Origin of the sequence: Candidatus Hinthialibacter antarcticus (assembly GCA_030765645.1) — a bacterium.
Taxonomy (GTDB): Bacteria; Hinthialibacterota; Hinthialibacteria; order Hinthialibacterales; family Hinthialibacteraceae; genus Hinthialibacter; species Hinthialibacter antarcticus.
The window spans coordinates 187,811-205,574 of the sequence record JAVCCE010000011.1; the positions used below are offsets into that span (position 1 = coordinate 187,811).

General features: G+C 49.9%; 13 protein-coding genes and 1 tRNA gene. 9 read left to right on the forward strand and 5 right to left on the reverse strand.

Annotated features, from left to right (window positions below):
- Nucleotides 1–53: 53 nt before the first annotated feature.
- Together P9L94_03685 and P9L94_03690 are read left to right on the forward strand one after the other, a co-directional pair.
- Nucleotides 54–1,103, forward strand: coding sequence for a glycosyltransferase family 9 protein (locus P9L94_03685; GenBank protein MDP8243158.1), 1,050 nt, complete (start codon nucleotides 54–56; stop codon nucleotides 1,101–1,103).
- A gap of 5 nt (nucleotides 1,104–1,108) precedes the next feature.
- Entirely contained in the window at nucleotides 1,109–1,873 is a 765-nt protein-coding gene (locus P9L94_03690) for a hypothetical protein (protein MDP8243159.1), read from the forward strand.
- Between the two features lie 433 nt (nucleotides 1,874–2,306).
- Here the strand turns inward: P9L94_03690 and P9L94_03695 are convergent, their stop codons facing one another.
- From P9L94_03695 to P9L94_03705, 3 genes are all read right to left on the reverse strand, one after another.
- On the reverse strand, nucleotides 2,307–3,590 hold the full coding sequence (locus P9L94_03695) for a methyltransferase domain-containing protein (GenBank protein ID MDP8243160.1): 1,284 nt from the start codon (nucleotides 3,588–3,590) through the stop codon (nucleotides 2,307–2,309).
- On the reverse strand, nucleotides 3,587–6,247 hold the full coding sequence (gene alaS / locus P9L94_03700) for an alanine--tRNA ligase (GenBank protein MDP8243161.1): 2,661 nt from the start codon (nucleotides 6,245–6,247) through the stop codon (nucleotides 3,587–3,589). The genes P9L94_03695 and alaS overlap by 4 nt, the downstream gene beginning before the upstream one ends.
- Before the next feature lie 30 nt (nucleotides 6,248–6,277).
- A tRNA-Met gene (locus tag P9L94_03705) sits at nucleotides 6,278–6,352 on the reverse strand.
- 284 nt (nucleotides 6,353–6,636) lie between these two features.
- Between P9L94_03705 and P9L94_03710 the strand changes: the two genes are divergently transcribed.
- The 7 genes from P9L94_03710 to P9L94_03740 all read left to right on the forward strand — a co-directional run bounded on the left by P9L94_03710 (nucleotide 6,637) and on the right by P9L94_03740 (nucleotide 13,188).
- Nucleotides 6,637–7,788 carry a hypothetical protein gene (locus P9L94_03710; GenBank protein ID MDP8243162.1) on the forward strand — a complete coding sequence of 384 codons (1,152 nt, stop codon included), beginning with the start codon at nucleotides 6,637–6,639 and terminating at the stop codon, nucleotides 7,786–7,788.
- Between the two features lie 115 nt (nucleotides 7,789–7,903).
- Nucleotides 7,904–8,872, forward strand: coding sequence for a site-specific DNA-methyltransferase (locus tag P9L94_03715; GenBank protein MDP8243163.1), 969 nt, complete (start codon nucleotides 7,904–7,906; stop codon nucleotides 8,870–8,872).
- Between the two features lies 1 nt (nucleotide 8,873).
- Nucleotides 8,874–9,560, forward strand: a complete 687-nt coding sequence (locus tag P9L94_03720; protein MDP8243164.1) for a hypothetical protein — start codon at nucleotides 8,874–8,876, stop codon at nucleotides 9,558–9,560.
- 62 nt (nucleotides 9,561–9,622) lie between these two features.
- Nucleotides 9,623–10,657 carry a Holliday junction branch migration DNA helicase RuvB gene (gene ruvB, locus P9L94_03725; GenBank protein ID MDP8243165.1) on the forward strand — a complete coding sequence of 345 codons (1,035 nt, stop codon included), beginning with the start codon at nucleotides 9,623–9,625 and terminating at the stop codon, nucleotides 10,655–10,657.
- A gap of 74 nt (nucleotides 10,658–10,731) precedes the next feature.
- Nucleotides 10,732–12,153, forward strand: a complete 1,422-nt coding sequence (locus P9L94_03730; GenBank protein ID MDP8243166.1) for a (Fe-S)-binding protein — start codon at nucleotides 10,732–10,734, stop codon at nucleotides 12,151–12,153.
- A 122-nt stretch (nucleotides 12,154–12,275) separates the two neighbouring features.
- A complete protein-coding gene (locus tag P9L94_03735; GenBank protein ID MDP8243167.1) occupies nucleotides 12,276–12,527 on the forward strand; it encodes a DUF4062 domain-containing protein in 252 nt (83 codons plus the stop codon).
- A gap of 493 nt (nucleotides 12,528–13,020) precedes the next feature.
- Entirely contained in the window at nucleotides 13,021–13,188 is a 168-nt protein-coding gene (locus P9L94_03740; protein MDP8243168.1) for a hypothetical protein, read from the forward strand.
- On the opposite strand, the gene P9L94_03745 is transcribed toward P9L94_03740, so the two are convergent.
- Together P9L94_03745 and P9L94_03750 are read right to left on the reverse strand one after the other, a co-directional pair.
- Nucleotides 13,182–15,566, reverse strand: coding sequence for a sucrose synthase (locus P9L94_03745; protein ID MDP8243169.1), 2,385 nt, complete (start codon nucleotides 15,564–15,566; stop codon nucleotides 13,182–13,184). The two genes, P9L94_03740 and P9L94_03745, sit on opposite strands and share 7 nt — an antisense overlap.
- A complete protein-coding gene (locus P9L94_03750; GenBank protein MDP8243170.1) occupies nucleotides 15,563–17,752 on the reverse strand; it encodes an HAD-IIB family hydrolase in 2,190 nt (729 codons plus the stop codon). The genes P9L94_03745 and P9L94_03750 overlap by 4 nt, the downstream gene beginning before the upstream one ends.
- Between the last annotated feature and the right edge of the window lie 12 nt (nucleotides 17,753–17,764).

Consider the following 17,764-nt stretch of genomic DNA (forward strand, 5'->3'; position numbering starts at 1 on the left):
ACTGCCGCCATTATGTTGGCGACCGACCCTGTACGCCGCACAAACAAAGCGGCGTGTTTTGTGACGGCTGCCCCCAATACGATCCGGTCCAGTCGCGCATTCTCGTCATCAAACTGGGTGCGACCGGCGACGTATTGCGAACGACGGCGTTAATCAAAACGCTGCAATCGCTTTACCCTGCGTCACATCTCACCTGGGTCTGCGGCGCGGGGTCGCTTCCATTCATCAACAATAATCCTAACATTGATCGTGCACTATTATTTAACGACGCCTCTCTCTTGTTCTTACAGGCGCTGTCGTTTGATGTTTGCATTAACTTTGATCTTTCGCCCGAAGCCTGCGCTTTGGCGGAATCCGTCTCTGCGCCGACAAAACACGGCTATGGACTGGCGCCGTCTGGCGCCGTCAAACCGTTTTCGCCCGCTGCGGAAACCGTGTATGAAATGAGCTTGTGGGATGACGTTAAACGCGCAAACCAAAAGACCTACCAGCAATTGATGGCGGACCTCATCACAGAACAAGCCTCTTACGGCCCGATCCAACTGCATCTACCGGAAGCGTCGCTGGCAGCGGCGGACGCTTTCGCCAAGTGCGCTCAATTCGATGCAAATAAAATTTCAATTGGGCTTAACGTCGGCGCGGGCGAGCGCTGGCAGCACAAAAAATGGCCGGCAGAAGGCTTCATCGAACTGGCCCGGAACGCCCACCAGAAACTCAACGCCCAAATCATTATTCTCTACGGCCCCGACGATGAAGCGCAAGCGCAAAAGGTCATGCAGTCGCTCAAAGTCCCCTTTATTGACGCCGGGCTATGGCCTTCGATATTAGATTTTTGCGCGGTGTTAAATCTATGCGACGCCGTTGTCACCGGCGATACCTTCGCGCTGCACGCCGCGCTCGCTTTAAGGAAAAAGGTGGTATGCCTTGTCGGGCCGACTTCCGCAACCGAGTTGGAATTATACGGTCAGGGAGTTATCCTTCAGGGAGACGTCGATTGCTTGGGGTGTTACCTCACCCGGTGCGACAAAGAGCCGCATTGCATGAACAGGCTGCCTGCCGACGCCGTATTTAACGCATTAAGCGCTTTACTAAAACAGGTCTAACACGAATGACAATCTTTCAACACGACCCACAAGCCAGTTGGCGCAACCACCAGCGGGTACGCTTTATCAAAGGCCTCTACTACACTTGGCATGACCTGAATGCGCTGAGCGACGCGTTTGTGGAAGAAGGCAAAATCTCTCACGACGCCATCGACACATTGCTTGAAACCCATTTGCGCCAGTTAAAAGACCTCTCGCACCACCTCTACCGGATGCCCGAATCATGGGAAACCGAACAAAAAAGACAACGCATCCTAGACCGCATTTTGGGCGAACTGTGGCATGAACTCGACAAAGCCCGCGACAACGCGCGCCTACTCGAAGCCTATCATACCGAACAAGCCAACTTCACTGCTGACGACGATAAAACCTTACAAGCCCTCGGCAAACTGAACAGCCAGGTATTAAGCGCCGCAAGAAAAGAATTGCCCGTATTACTTCGCCGGGCCAAACGAATGATGGAAAAGCTGATGCCCTTATTCGAGGCGATCATTCACGTCTACTCTGACAACCCCGTCGTACTACGTACGCTCTACTTTGAACGCGATGAATTTGAAAAATTGATGGGTAAAAACGCACTGGACCATTTTTTTCGACTAATGTACGGTTCGGTCGGCAAAGGCTATGTTTCGCTGATCGAATCACTGGTCGATACCCAACACATTATCCGCGCCAACGCAGCGTTATCTGAACTAAAGACTCGCGCACAATCGAATTCCCGCCTACGCCCCTTTGCCAAAGAAGCCGAAGCGCTTATTTCCAATCCCTAGTCGTTTGTTCCGAATCGTTATGAGAATTTGAAATACCTCGGGGTTGGGTTACGCTTGTCTCCGTCGCGGCTTATTGCCGCTGACTACGAAAGCCGCTTCACCCAATCCCCTGCGGCATTTCAAGCGTAAGCCACAGGGTCTTTTTTAATGAATAACCCCGTCGCAAGCAGCGGGATATCAAACCGTGTAATTATATGCCATCTCAAAACCATTTCGTTCAAGAAAGGTTTGGGGCCTGTCAAAAATGAACCAGCGAATTCTGGCATGGGCGCATCTCTGGAAGCGCCTGTGCATAAGGGCCTGAAAGCCCGCACTGAAGCGAGCAGAGATGCGCCCATGCCTTTCACAACCAAAACACAAGTTGTTTTGAGATGGCTTCTCGTATTTCTTACACCCCGAAGGGCGAGAAGTTAAACCTAATGATAAACTTTCATCATTTTTGCAAATGGATCACAGCTTCGAGGTGATAGGTCTGGGGGAACATATCAAACGCTTGCAGCGATTGAATGGAATAGCCCGCGTCAAGAAATACATTCACATCACGCGCCATCGCAGCGGGATGACACGAGATCATTACAACATCGTTTGAGCCAAATTGCGCCAACGCCCTGCGCACCGGCTTCGACAGACCGTCGCGGGGCGGGTTTAACACCATCGCATCGAATCCACTTGAATTTCGCCGGACAAACGCCTCAAGCGGCTGCGATAAAAATTGCAAGTTCTCCGCTTCGTCTTTGCTTTCGTCCCGCGCGATTTCAACTGCGTCCGCATTAATTTCAACGCCGACGACGTAATCAAACCGCCGGGTCAGCATTCGCGTCAACTCGCCCACGCCGCAATACCCGTCTAGCAACGAACGCTTGGATTGAAACGGCAGCGCCAGTACATAGTCGTACAGCGCCTCGCGTACGTCGGGGTTGATCTGCCGAAACACGTCTTTGGGTTTGACGTAATTCACCTCGTTACGTGAATAGACTTTCGCCGGATCGCTGGTCTCAGGATGATAATGAAGTACATCAATACTGGTCTCCGCCGTAATCAGGCAGAACACCAAGTTTGAAAGCAGGGCTTTCGGAATGCGAACGTCGCTTAATTCAACATGCAACGCGCCGTCGATCATACGGAACACCGCGCAAGCCTGATGGGCGCCGTCTTTATCTGGCGGCGGCAATATCGCCTGGCAATCATCCAGCGCCTCTGAAAGCGGTTGCATCGCGGCGCGAATTTTTGCATGAGCAATCGCGCAATCATTTACCGGGATGTGTTTCGCCGGGTTATACACGCGGTGATAATACAACGCCACTTTGCCGTCGATGCGGCGCAGCGGCAGCGTCAATTTGTTGCGGTATTCCCAGGGAGGCGAGGCCGCAATCGTCTCACATTCCACATCAATGCGGCCCACGCGGCGGAAGGTTTCCACCAGCCATTGCCGCTTCCATTCGACCTGTTGTTCATACGAAACATGCTGCAACTGGCACCCGCCGCACTCACCGTAATACGGGCACGACGGCGCCACCCGCGCTGGATGCGCATTCAACGAGTCGCCGTACGCCTGCAATGGAAGCGCACGGTCGTAGTTCTTTTTTTGGTCAATGATAGAAACGCGCCACGCTTCTTGCGGCAACGTAAAGGGGACGAACACGGCCTTGCCGTCTACGCGGCCAATGCCCTCGGCCTGGGTCGACAGCGTATCAATGGTGAGGTCGATGTCTTTCACGCGGGTTGAGCCTGGGACACGATCTCTCTCACGCGGGCCAATGCGTCAGGCAATTTGCTGGCGTCTTTTCCGCCCGCCATGGCGCGGTTTTTACGCCCGCCGCCGCCGCCGCCCGCAATGGTCGCTGCTTCTTTGACGATCTTGCCCGCATCAAAGGTCTTCGTCAGGTCGTCGCTAACGCCGCAGACAAACGTCACCTTGCCGTCGCTGGCGCTGGCGAGAAATCCAATGAACGATTTAGCGCCGTTCATCAGGCTGTCCATCGCGGCTTGCAGTTCCTCTTTATCCGAAACGTCAACCTGCTTTGCGACCAGCGTCACGCCGTTGATTTCTTCGGCGCCGTCGCGAAGATTGACCGCTTCGCCGGAGAGCAATTTCTGTTTGAGTTCTTTATTGTCGCGTTCGAGTTGCTTGAGTTGGTCGAGCAGGCGGACGACGCGCTCCGGCGATTCGTTGGGAGAGACTTTCAATCCACCCGCGATTTGCGCGAGCAACTGGCGGTCGCGCTGCGCTTCGAGTACGGCGCGGGAACCCGTCACAGCTTCGATGCGGCGGTTGCCCGCCGAAATGGAACTTTCTGATAAAATGCGGAAAAACCCAATTTCGCCCGTGTTACGAACATGCGTTCCACCGCACAGTTCGAGGCTAACGGGGATTTTTTCGTCGCTTTCATTCACGACTTCGACAGTGCGGACAACGTCGCCGTATTTCTCGCCGAAGAGCGCCATGGCGCCGCGTGCGCGTGCATTGTCAATTGAGTCTTCTTCTATCTTGACCGCGTGGTTTTCATTCACCCAGCGGTTGACGTGTTCTTCGATAGTCTGAATTTCTTGCGGCTTGACGGATTCATAATGAGTAAAGTCAAACCGCAAATTATCGGGCGACACCATTGAGCCTGATTGTTTGATGTGCTCGCCCAATACCTTTTGCAACGCCGCTTGCAGCAAGTGGGTCGCAGTATGATTTTTCATAATCGGGTGGCGCGAGTCAGCGTCGACGCATAACCGCACCGCATCGCCTTCTTGCACGGAACCGCGCTCGACTACGCCGAAATGAACGAACACGCCAGCAGCGGTCTTGCGGGTGGTTTCGATTCGCACAAAGAAATCTTTGTCGCCCAAACCTTCAATGACGCCCTTGTCGCCGACCTGCCCGCCGGATTCAGCATAAAACGGAGTGGTTTCTACAACGATCTCAATTTCATTGCCTGCCACGGCGGATTCTTGTTTTTCACCGTTGCGGAAAATCGCGAGAACCTTGCTTTCTTCACGCATGGAGTCGTAGCCAGTGAACTTCGTCGCAGCGACGTTGATGTCGAGTTCGACTTTGGTTTCGCCGGAGCCTTTCCAGGCGGCCTGGGCGCGTAGGCGCTGTTCTTCCATACAAGTTTCGAACTTGTCTTCGTCGTATCCTTCAAAGCCGCGTTCGGTAAGAATCTCGCTGGTCATATCCGGCGGAAAGCCATAGGTGTCATATAGCGAAAACGCTTTGTCGCCGGGCAGCGTCTTGGCTTTGCCTGATTCCAGTTCGCCGATCATTTCTTCGAGGCGAATCAGGCCGCGGTTCAGCGTCTGGCGGAAGGCTTCCTCTTCGGCGGCGGCGATGCGTCGGGTGAAATTCAACCGCTCAGGCAAATCGCCGTATTCTTTGCCATAGATATTCGAGACGACTTCCATCGCGGGCGAGAACAGGTTGGCGTCAACGCCGAGGTTCAAGCCGTGGCGAATAGCGCGGCGCATGATGCGGCGCAAGACGTAGCCGCGCCCGGCGTTGCTGGGCGTGACCTGGTCAGTCAGCAAAAACGTGGTCGCGCGAACATGGTCAGCCAACACGCGAAACGAAACGTCTTTGGTTTTATCGTCGCGAAATTTCAGCCCGCTGAGTTCTTCAAAATATTTGATAATGGGATGAAGCAAGTCTGTTTCGTAGTTCGACTCGACGCCCTGCATAATGCAGGCGAGGCGCTCTAATCCCATACCAGTATCGATATTCTTACGGGCCAGCGGAGGCAGCGAGCCGTCGGGCTGGCGGTCAAATTGGGTGAATACCAGGTTCCAATATTCGGTAAAACGGTCGTCTTCGCCTTCAACGGCGGGGCTGGCGTCGGCGCGACCGGAGCCGTATTCAGGCCCTTTGTCATAGTAGAGTTCAGAACAAGGGCCGGACGGCCCTAAGATGCCCGATGAAGGCCAAAAATTATCCGCCGCGCCCATTTTGACGATGCGGCTGGGGGAAATATCGGTCTCATCCGTCCACAATTTACCGCTTTCGTCGTCGTCTTCGTAGATGCTGACCCAGATTTTTTCTTTGGGAATCTTCATCACATCGACGGAAAATTCCCACGCCCAGCGGATCGCTTCGCGTTTGAAATAATCGCCGAAGGAGAAGTTGCCCAGCATTTCAAAGAAGGTGTGATGGCGCTCGGTGTAGCCCACCTCTTCGATATCGCTGGTGCGGAAGCACTTCTGGCAGGTGGTGGCGCATTTGAGCGCATCGCCCATCTCGCCGAGAAAATACGGCTTGAATTGCACCATACCAGCGCTTGAGAACAATAAGGTGGGGTCGTTTTTCGGAACGAGCGAATCGCTGGGCCAAGCCTCATGCCCGCGTTCGACGAAAAATTCGCGATAGGCGTCGCGGATTTCTTGCGTCTTCATGAGAGAGGAACCTTATGAGAAGTTGAGAGTTGGTTGCGGGGAGGGGATTCGAACCCCTGACCTCCGGGTTATGAGCCCGACGAGCTACCACTGCTCCACCCCGCGCCAGTTCGAAACACGCCAAAATGCAGCGTAATTTGTCTGTTTTACAGAAACAAGAGTATAAGAGCGATGGCAACAAGCGCAAAGGTGCACAGTTCACATCAATCATATATATTGAGCGACAAGTCAAAAAAGATCAATCAAAAAGAGCAGAACCGTTTCAAATGGTTGCAATCCACCGCTGAATTCACTCAAGGTTTTCCATCTTTCCGACGATGATTACAACATAGCCAGGGAAGGCGTATTGGATCCACGGACGGATTTTGGTCGGTTGACGAGGTGAGGCGATGGATCCGATAGCCGGGCTTTTGGCGACGCCCTTCCACACGAATTCTACGAACCAATCTAAGATTGGTCCATCCCGAAACCGTACAGAACCCAATAGTCGACAACGCGTTTCACTTCGGCCTCCGCTTGCCTCTCTAGCCGAGAACAGCGACACCGCCGAAGGCAGCACCGAAACGCAGCGTCGCGCGGTTCTGACAGCGAGGGACCGGTTCGAGCGGCAGTCAGCGTCCGCTCAGGAATCCGGCAGGTCTTCCCTCCTCTCTCGCGCCGGCCATTCGAACACTGCTTCCAGCCCCAATGGCGCTGGAGTTTCTAATACATCGACCCAGCAAGACGACGCCCTGGGCGACGGCGCACAGGCGGCCCGCAGCGACAAACAAACCGCCGCGTATCTGCAAATGATTCGCAGTCTGTCTAAAGACGACCAGCAAGCCCAACAAGTGCTGGCGCGTCTAGAGGGGGCCGAAGAAGTCCAAGAACAGACAGACCCGCTATCCACCACCGTTGAGCAGATTAACGAAAAAGTCACGGCCTATTATGAAAGCACATTTAACCTGAACATTCACATCGAAGGCCGCATTGACGCCGTCGCATCCTCATCCGCCTCGAACCAAAAAAGCGCTTCCGTCACAGCCGAAGGAGAGGTCAATCAATCCGACCCGCTGGTGTTTGACCTCGACGGCGACGGCGTTGAACTCACGACCGCGCGTGACGGCTCGCAGTTTGACATCACCGGAGACGGCAGAAAAGAACAGACCGCTTTCGCAACCGGCGGCGACGCTTTCTTGGCGCTCGATAAAAATGGCAATGGTTTCATCGACAGCGGGCGCGAATTGTTCGGCGATCAGAACGGCGCCAAAGATGGATTTGAAGAACTGCGTAAATATGACGACAACCGCGACAACCGAATTGATTCCCGTGACTCGGTTTATGGTTCGCTGAGATTATTTGCTGACAGGAATTTCGACGGCGTTTCCCAATCGGGCGAGTTACAATCCTTGCGCGACGCAGGCATATCATCCATCCAGTTGAATGACGTCGAAGCCCATCGCGACATCAACGGCGGAACGCAGTTATCAACCGCGTCCTTCACCCGCAACGACGGCTCGCAATCGACCGTCGCCGACGTGAATGTGAATTACCTGGCGTGAATTAGCTGGAGCTCCTTAGACAAGCCTTGGCCTATAAAAAATGATCATTATTTAATATTATAAGTTACTTGGTGTTTTCCGGTCAGACAGTATTTAGAATTATGAGGTTTAAAGAATGGATATTAGGAACAAAGTATTTAATGAAGATTGCATCGAAGGCACAAAACTAAAAATACCAGATAATAGCGTTGATTTAATAATTACTGACCCTCCATATGGCATTAATGGTGACAAACTTCACAAACATTATAATCGTAAAGAATCATTTGTTATAGATGGTTACACAGAAATTCCAGAATCGGATTATCCAGAATTTAGCAATAATTGGATACAACAATCTGAGAGGATTTTAAAGCCTGGTGGTTCAATTTATATAGTTTCTGGATACACGAATTTAGTGCACATCTTGAATTCATTAAAGAATACTAAGCTAAAGGAGATGAATCACTTAATATGGAAATATAATTTTGGAGTATACACTAAGACAAAATATGTTTCCTCTCATTACCACATATTATATCTTATAAAAAAAGGAAAGAAGCACACATTTAATACTAATGCACGTTATGGGCAAGAAGAAAAAAACAAAGATAATGGTTCAATGAATTACAAAGACAGAGAAGATGTCTGGATTATTAATAAAGAATACAAACCCGGTGAAACAAAGAACAAAAATGAATTACCAATTAAATTATTAACTAAAATTATCCAATATAGCAGCAATGAAGGAGACTTAGTTTTCGACTTCTTTCTTGGCGGTTTTTCTACTGCAAAAGTTGCACTTGGTTTATCTAGAGATTACAGCGGCTTTGAAATCAACACAAAATCTTTTGAGCATCACTACAAAGAATTACAAAATTTAGAAAAAGGTCATCTATCACATACATTAAGAATCCCGCAGCAAGATATGTTATTCAGCCAAGGCGAGCCCTGGAATGACACCGATTTAGCCACACTAAAAGACAAATATGAAAAATTAATCTATAAATATAAAACTAAAAGGAAAGTTATTGAAGAATTGTCTTTAGAGTTTGGTAGAGGCCGCTTTTCATTAACCAATGCCCTTAAGAGAGTTGGGTATTAATATGAACGATATAGCAATTCAAGAAGGGAAGAATATCGTCCAAAATCTGATCAAATCTCTTCCAAGTATATGGAAGGGAAAAAATTGTATCTTGGAATTAAAAGAAGCTGATTATCAATGGAAGCAAATGGAATGGATAGGATGGTACTTTGAATACAAAGCAAAAAAAACAACATTTCAACATTTTGGTGGCTGCAATGGTATTATTTCTGGCAACATAAAAATTGATTATTCAAATAAATTTCAATGGGACTTCAAAGCACATGTATTAAATTCGAGTTCACACCCATGGGTAATCTTAAATGACCGAGAAGCCATTGAAGAATGCATAAAACTAAAATATGGGATTGGATATATAGTTGCAATTGGCAATGCTGAATACAATGACCTGGACCAATCTTTCAAAATATGGCATGACAATCTAAAAGGTGGTAAATCAAAATATGAAAAAGACAGAATAAATAGAGGTGCGCCATCTCGTAAAAGAAAAACATCTTTTGAAATAATTGGTTACAAAACAATATTTATTGATAACTTTGATATAATCAGGGAAGGTGAAAATGATTATTTTGATGGTTTTCAACAAGGGATGAGAAATGCAAATGGATCTCCTAGAAGAGAAAAAATTAAATTAAATCTATCTAAAATACCCCAAAAATTAGTAAACACAACCTTATTTCCAAAATGAATATATTATTGCCTTATTATACTTCATTCAACACTATTTATTTCATATTATAAATAATAAACATGAACGACCCGACAGACCGCATAATCGCCCGTGAAGCGGCGCCCGATGATGAAAACACTGCGGCCTCAATCCGTCCGCAAACGCTTGAATATTTCATCGGGCAGCACGAGGTCAAGAAACAGCTGACCATCTGCATCGAAGCCGCGCGCCAACGCAACGAAGCGCTCGACCACCTGCTGCTGGCGGGGCCGCCGGGGCTGGGCAAAACCACGCTCGCTCATATCATCGCCAACGAGATGGGCGTCAGCGTACGCACCACCTCCGGCCCGGTGCTCGAACGTAAGGCCGACCTCGCTGGGCTGCTGACTGAATTACAGGAAGGCGACATACTATTTATTGATGAAATTCATCGCCTGAATCGCGTCATTGAAGAATGCCTCTACCCGGCGATGGAAGACTTTTTTATCGACGTGCTGATTGGCGAAGGTCCTCACGCCAAATCGATCAAACTCGACCTGCCGCGCTTTACTCTGGTGGGCGCGACCACGCGCTCCGGCATGTTGACCGGGCCACTGCGCGACCGCTTCGGCATCCATTGCCGGCTGAATTTTTATGAAGACGAAGACATAGAGAAAATCCTTCACCGCTCGGCGAAAATCCTCAATATTGATTACGAAGAATCCGGCCTCAACGAGCTCTCTAGCCGTTCGCGCCGTACGCCGCGCGTCGCCAACCGCCTGCTGCGCCGGGTGCGCGATTACGCCCAGGTGCGTTCCGACGGGACCATCACTCAGTCGGTCGCCCGGGAAGCGCTCGACATGCTCGAAATCGACGCAATCGGCCTCGACCAGATGGATCGCCGCATCCTGCGTACCATCGTCGAAAAGTTTAGCGGCGGGCCGGTGGGGCTGCGCACCATCGCTATCGCACTGGGCGAAGACGAAGGAACACTCGAAGAGGTCTACGAGCCATTTCTCATTCAAGAAGGCCTGCTTAACCGCACTCCAAGCGGGCGCGTACTGACTCCCGCCGGGTATGAACACCTCGGTCTATCAGGATCAGCCCCGCCCCCAATGCAACAGGACTTGCTTTAAGCAGTATACGTCCGTTGTTTTTCGCCGTACGTTTAGTAATATCAATACAACATTGAACTTCAGGAGAGACACCCATGGCGATTTCCACGCCGCCGCAACCAGACGCGCACAACCACTCAGCGCCGCAGAAATCCGGCTTTTTTGAAGGGCCGTCCACGCCCGATTACGATAAAATTCTGAATTGCGTTCGATGCGGGATGTGCCTGCCGCATTGCCCTACCTATTCAGAGATGAAAGTCGAACGCGCTTCGCCGCGTGGACGCGCCGCCTTAATCCGCGCTGTCGCTGACGGCAAGTTAGAAATTAACCAGGGATTTTCCGACCAGGTATTTTTATGCCTCGACTGCCGCGCCTGCGAAACCGCCTGCCCGTCCGGCGTTCGCATCGGCTACCTGATCGAAACCGCGCGATCACAGGTCGAGCAACACAAACCGCAAAGCATTTTTTTCCGCATCTTCCGTAATTTCATTTTCAACTGGTTGTTCATGCGCCATTGGCGAATGGAACTGGCAGCGCTGCCGATTCGCCTCTATCAACAACTCGGCGTCCGAAGTCTGGTCCACGCCAGCGGTATTCTTAACCTATTGCCGAAGCGCATCCGCTTCATGGAAGCGCTCACGCCCAACGGATTGAAAAAACCGTTCCGTAAGACGCTGCCTGACGAGGTGCCCGCGATGGGCGATGAGAAAGCGCGAGTCGGATATTTTCTCGGCTGCATGATGAGCATCATGTTCAACAAAACCACCAACTCGACGGTAAACGTGCTGACCCGAAGCGGCTGCCGCGTCGTCACGCCCAAGAATATCCGTTGCTGCGGCGCACCCCTTTTGTCAGAAGGCTTTAAACACACAGCGGTCGAGATGATGAAAGACAACATTGATACCTTTTTGAAACTCAACGTTGACTACATCGTGACCGACTGCGCGGCTTGCGGCGCCGCGATTAAGGAATACGAAGAAATTTTTGAGCACGATCCTGAATACCGCGACAAGGCAAAAGAGTTCAGCGAAAAATGCCGTGAGATTACCGAATTTCTTGGTGATTGGCAGCATTACGTCCCGCCAGTGTCGGCGCATGAAAACCTCAAGGTCATTTATGACGAACCCTGCCACTTGTGCCACGCGCAACAGGTGTGGAGCCAACCAAAAAAACTGATCGACGAAACCCCCGGCGTCGAGCGGGTCAACTTGCCCGAGTCGGAATGGTGTTGCGGCAGCGCGGGCATTTACAACATCACTCATCACGACATGGCGATGAAAGTGCTCAACCGCAAGATCGACAAGATCGCAGGCACGGGCGCGAACCTGCTGTTGACCGCGAACCCCGGCTGTTTATTGCAGCTCGATTTTGGCGTGAAAGAAAAAGGCCTGCCGATGGAAGTCAAGCACGTCATCGAACTGATCGACGACGAGGGCAGCCGCGAAGCCTGGCGCGACTCCGAAGAAATCCGCTGCAAAACCTGCGGACGCAAACCAAGACCAGGGTGTGAGGGGTAACGAAAACCAAAGGTAGGGTGGGCTCGCGCCAGCAGCCCACCTCAAGTTGATATCTCCATCTTTTCCCTACTATAAATCCATTATTTGACGTGCTAGATTTAATCCATTGCACGGAGAAAAAAATGGATAAACGATATCAGGTTTTTGTCAGTTCGACTTTTGCCGACCTGCAAGAAGAACGGCAACATGTAATTCGTACACTCATGAAAATGGATTGCATTCCTGCGGGTATGGAACTTTTTCCAGCGGCCGATGAAGAACAATGGGAATTCATTAAAAAAATCATTGATGATTGTGATTATTATTTGTTAATAATTGGCGGCAGATATGGTTCAACGACTAAAGAAGGAGTTAGTTATACTGAAAAGGAATAAGACTATGCAGTTGAAAAAGGAATCAAAGTAATAGCATTAATTCATGAACATCCAGAAGGATTTTCTAAAAAAAATAGTGAATCCAATCCAGATTTTGCAAAAAAACTAGATTCTTTTCGCGGCAAAGTAAAAGAGGTTCCTTACAAGAATTTGTGCACGAGTTTGGGTTCAGGAAGGTTTCCGAGTCCGTGATACAGAGCCAGGATGTAGGTTTTCGCCGTCCTGAATCCATAGCACCGATGACTGATGATTTTCGCCTTGTTGTTCATTCCTTCCACGGCCCCATTATCGATTCGCAATTCGAAGTAATTTAGCAGTCCCTCCTGGTGACGCCGAAGCATCCAGGCGAAATTTCGCATCGGTTTCAGCCGGGAATGAGTCGCCCACCAGAACCATTTCGCCATCGTCCACAGGCTTAGAAATATCCCCGCGTTTATAGCATAATCTTCGCGAACAATCACTTGATTCTTTCTACTATTTGGCGGAGGACAACATGGGCAAGTATACCTTGGCATGGGCGCTCACCATTGCTGCAATCCAAATTATGACCGTGTGCGCAGACCCGGTTCCGAGCGACGTTTATCGGGAATACTTATGGTGGAACGAAGACGGCAACGCCCCCGAATTGTTAAAATATCATAAACCGTTCAGAAACTATTGAATTGATTCATTGCGTTTTTTCAACATCAATCCATAAAACATTTGTAAGTAGCGTTGGGTTTCTTCACGCTCTAAATTGGTCGCGTGTTTCCAGAAGCCGTATACGCGCGATAGCGTCATCAAACGCTCCGCATAAAGCGGCCAGTTATATCGCTCTTCGACTCGCTTGATGGCGCCTTTCGATATTTTCGCCCAAACCGAAGGGTCATTTTTGCTACGCTCAAAGAACGATTCAATTTTGTTCGCAGACTCAGCCCCGTGATTGGGATCGATATGGAACCCCGATTCGCCGTCAACGATAATCTCTTGCGGGCCGCCGTACAGCGTCGCAAAAGTCGGCAGGCCGGAACTCATGGCTTCGATAACGGTCAACCCAAACGCCTCAAATAGCGCAGGCTGAACAAACACGCCTCCATTGTCGGCGATATAACGATAAATTTCGCCCGACATGTTTTTGTCTAAGCGCGCGCCGAGCCATCGGATGTTGGAGTCGAGTTGATATTGGTCGATGAGAGAGTGCATGTATTCAATTTGCTCGCGCTCTTCATGGTCTGATGACTGATTAGGATCAATGTTGCCGCCGACGATCACAAGGTTCGCGCGTTCGCGCAGCGACTCGCTTTCTCCAAACCATTGCGCTAGCCCCGTTAAATTTTTGATGCGGTCCATGCGCGCCATGCTAAAGATGATCGGCTTATCCCTCTCGGTTAATTCTCCCCGATGGCCTGGAAATTCTTCACCATATACCATACGTTCAATTTCGGGGTGCAGCTCTTTCAGTCGGCGGCTTTCGTCGCTGTAAGGAAAAAAGACATCAGAATCAGCGCCAGGAGAAACGATATTAAACTTTGGGTCGTACACGTTGATTCCATTGATAACCCGATACAAACCCGGCAGCGTAAATGTCGAATAACTTTCATACTGCCCAACGCTTTCCGCGTTACCGGCGATTTCTTGATAGGTACTGGTGATGATGAAATCAGCCGTATTCATGGCGATTAAATCAGCCGTGAATTGACTGGAAAAATGATACTGGCCTTCATTGGTTTGCCAATACAGGTCGGAATATAAATACTTGGTTTTCTCAAGCGCGTGAGCAATATTGCACTGAGTTACTTTCAATTGTTCTGACAACAAACTCGCAACCAAGTTCCCGTCTGAATAGTTTCCGATAATCAAATCAGGACGCACACCTAAAATGGCTAACACTTCCCGTTCTGTGTCTTTTGCAAAACGCTCTAGATAAGGCCAAATCTCAAACCGGGAGATCCAATGCGGGATGACGTCTTCCTGCGCATTTCGAAAAGGGATACGAACAATCGAAGCGTTTTGTGTACCAACAATCGGTTCCAAGGGTTGGTCGCATGAAGTCTCTCCCGCGTCTGGAATCAAACGGGTCACGACAAGAATCCGGGGTTCAAAATTGATCCCCTGTTCCTCTAACCGGTTGCGCATCTCACGTTCGAGCGCTTTGACCTGGTCTAAAATATAAATGACCTGCCCGCCAGTATCAGGTTTACCCAACACATTGGATTGTCCGAAATATCCATGAGGCGATAAAATCACGACATTGAAGATCATGGGGATGCGGCCCAAAAACGCGCTCAAGCGTTCGTGATCGGGCGCCTCCAGCAGGTCTGACAGCAACGCAAACGTCTCCATCATGCGTTGAACCGTCCGCCCCCATCCCATTTCAAATCCGAGTTCCTGCAACGAATGTCCGACCGCGTCCCACTCTGCGTCGTTCGGGTGCTGAGAGAGCAAATCTTGCGCATGGTTAACGGCGTCTTGAAGTTGTCCGATCGAATGAAGGCGGTCATTCAACATCAACTGTTGCCCCATACATTGGTGTACTTGTAGAAATTTAAGCAAAAGATCGCCATGCTTCAGCGGATCATTAAACAACTTGCTTGACAAATTCCGGTTAAGAAATTCTACGCCTCTACCAATCGAGCGCGGCTCTTGAAGCTTAGGAAATTCACGGTTAAACGGCGACAGGTCGATCTCAAGCACCCAGTCGTCTTCTTTTTGATCGGGATTCGAGACGCGCTCTTTTGATTGTAAAAACGCCGATGCGTTTATCATTTCACAGTGCATTTCTTCGACGTGGATTCGAATGTATTCCCACTTGCCAATTCGAGAACGAAAGGCAAAATCGATCCTCGGCGCTTTCACCACCGCTTCTTGTACGCGGCTGATTAAGTTGCCTAACGGCGTGTGTTTGAGCGGCTCGTCTGGTGTCGATTCAATTAACGAATCGAATTCATCGCAAAGATCTGAGCGCAATAAAAACGGACGGTCTAACGCAATCAGGTTGCGAAAAAACATGTAGACGATGCTGCGTTTGGATTGAAAATACTCTTGTATACTGTGTATCATTTATTACCCACCTCTGGAATATTGATATCGCCAAAGAACTGAAAATAATCCATCGCTTCCAAAATACCCGCAGCATATTCGCCTTCAGCAAAGTACACCGTGGGGTTCTTTCGCAGCGACTCGAGTTCTTTGCTATAATTGCCCACCACAACCGATAACCCGTGGCCTTTCAGCATTTCTTCATCATTCCCGGAATCGCCCGCCGTAAGGATTCGCTCCATCGGTACGCCCCACTTGTTTGCCAAATACCAAACCGCAAGACCTTTTGACGCGCGCAACGGCAGAAAATCTAAATAGGCGTCATGCGAAATAATTATTTTAATCCGAAACTTGCTTTCTCTCATTTGTTTTTTTATTTCGCGGATTGGCGGCGCCGTTTCAGCGTCATACAGATAACTTACTTTGAATTCGCGCTGGTTGCTTTCCGGCTGCAACTCAAGACCCGGCACGTTCGCCATATAGTCGCGCAAGCGTTCCGGCTCCCATTTATAATCAATATGGCGGCGCCAATCCATGTCTTGTTTCAGATCATCGCCATAATGAATCTCGCTGCCGACGGATGTGATTAACACGTCCGGACGCGGCACGTCCCACTCACTCAATACTTCAATCGCGCTTTCCAGATGGCGCCCGGTAGCAATGCCGATACCGACCTGGTTGGAATGCGCTCGTAGTTTTTTGACCAATTCCCGCAACGCCTTAGCGTCGCCAAGCAATGTGTTATCAATATCGGTAATAAACAGCCGGTCCGCTTCAAGCAAGCGCTTACCGGACGGAACGAATAGAAATGACCCTTTCGTTTTCAGAATATTCCTCCTGATTTCTTTTAAGTAGGTTTTGGTGTGGCTCTCCCAGGTGTAGTGTTTTTTGACGCCTTTCAATCCATTCTGAGAATAGCGCCTCAATCGCGCCGGATCATTCAGCATGGAATAAATCGTTGCGGAGATTCCCTCCGTGTCGAGTGGATCAATCAGTTCGCCGTTCTTACAATGCGCGGTGATGTCGCGCGGGCCGCCGTCATTGGTCGCGACAATTGGCGTCCCGCAAGCGGCGGCTTCAATCAAGGTCAAACCAAACGGCTCGGTTAACGCGGGGTTCACAAACACACCGCCGCTTTTTGCGCACATCCGGTACAAATCAGGAACATCATCAACCGTATGGTGTTTTGGATACGCAACAGAACCATACAAATCATACTTGTCAATGAGATAGAAAATTTTACGGAAAACGTCGCGTTGTCCAGATTCCATTTCCTTTAGATCGTCGCGATTGCCCGCAACGATGACTAAGTTCGCCAGTTTGCGCAGTTCGGCGTGATTGGCGTAAGCGTGAATCAATCCGCTGATGTTCTTGCGTTCGTCCGCGCGTGAAATCGCCAACACCATCGGCTTGAATGGATCGCTTAAAAAAGGCCTAAGGTTTTCCAAATACCCATACGAGCGGACGGACGCTCTGGATGGACTGAAACGAGAGATATCCGTCCCGGGAGGAATCACCACTTTCTGTTGTGGATGATAATTTTCATACAGTTTATATTGTTCTTCAATTTCCTGGTTGGTGCTCGTTACGACCATGGCCGCGTTCGACAGAGCCATTTCTTCGGCTTCGATCCGCTCATGTATATTGTATTTCGTTTCAATCTTCTCTTTCGCCGCACCCTGCTCAAACAGGCGTTCGCGTTTTACCCGGCCCAGCGAGTGCCCGGTAAACAAAAGCGGGGCCCCCAGCAATTGCGATAGTTTTCTTCCAACATGCCCGGCATCGGCGTAATGAGCGTGGATGACGTCCGGCAGGCGCCCAACGGAACGAAAATGCTTCAACATTTCATTGGTGAATTCGTCCAAATAAGGCCATAACATTTCTTTTCGCAAATAGCGTTTTGGCCCGCATTGACACCGGATGATGTTCCCTTTGTCATCTAAGGGTTCGACAGGCTGGGCATAATCAGAATCAACGCGTTTGTCAAAAATACGGCGCGTGAATAGGTCGACTCTCGCAACATCCGGCTGGCGAGCAAGCGAACGGGTCAATTCAAGCACATAAGTCGTCTGGCCTCCGGTGTCGGAATCGCGCCCCAGTTCAAGATTGTTCGCTCGAATTAAGCCGTGAACGCTAATTAAAGCAATGTACAGTCCGTTCCGTTTTGTGGTTGGTAGTTTTTTTGCTGGTACAAATGAATGAACCATCGCGTTATGTTC

Bases quoted from the DNA above. Each gene is read 5' to 3' on its own strand.
- P9L94_03690 (MDP8243159.1), top strand. From the start codon at position 1,109: ATGACAATCTTTCAACACGACCCACAAGCCAGTTGGCGCAACCACCAG.
- alaS (MDP8243161.1), bottom strand. From the start codon at position 6,247: ATGAAGACGCAAGAAATCCGCGACGCCTATCGCGAATTTTTCGTCGAA.
- P9L94_03710 (MDP8243162.1), top strand. From the start codon at position 6,637: ATGGATCCGATAGCCGGGCTTTTGGCGACGCCCTTCCACACGAATTCT.
- P9L94_03715 (MDP8243163.1), top strand. From the start codon at position 7,904: ATGGATATTAGGAACAAAGTATTTAATGAAGATTGCATCGAAGGCACA.
- P9L94_03720 (MDP8243164.1), top strand. From the start codon at position 8,874: ATGAACGATATAGCAATTCAAGAAGGGAAGAATATCGTCCAAAATCTG.
- ruvB (MDP8243165.1), top strand. From the start codon at position 9,623: ATGAACGACCCGACAGACCGCATAATCGCCCGTGAAGCGGCGCCCGAT.
- P9L94_03730 (MDP8243166.1), top strand. From the start codon at position 10,732: ATGGCGATTTCCACGCCGCCGCAACCAGACGCGCACAACCACTCAGCG.
- P9L94_03735 (MDP8243167.1), top strand. From the start codon at position 12,276: ATGGATAAACGATATCAGGTTTTTGTCAGTTCGACTTTTGCCGACCTG.
- P9L94_03740 (MDP8243168.1), top strand. From the start codon at position 13,021: ATGGGCAAGTATACCTTGGCATGGGCGCTCACCATTGCTGCAATCCAA.
- P9L94_03745 (MDP8243169.1), bottom strand. From the start codon at position 15,566: ATGATACACAGTATACAAGAGTATTTTCAATCCAAACGCAGCATCGTC.
- P9L94_03750 (MDP8243170.1), bottom strand. From the start codon at position 17,752: ATGGTTCATTCATTTGTACCAGCAAAAAAACTACCAACCACAAAACGG.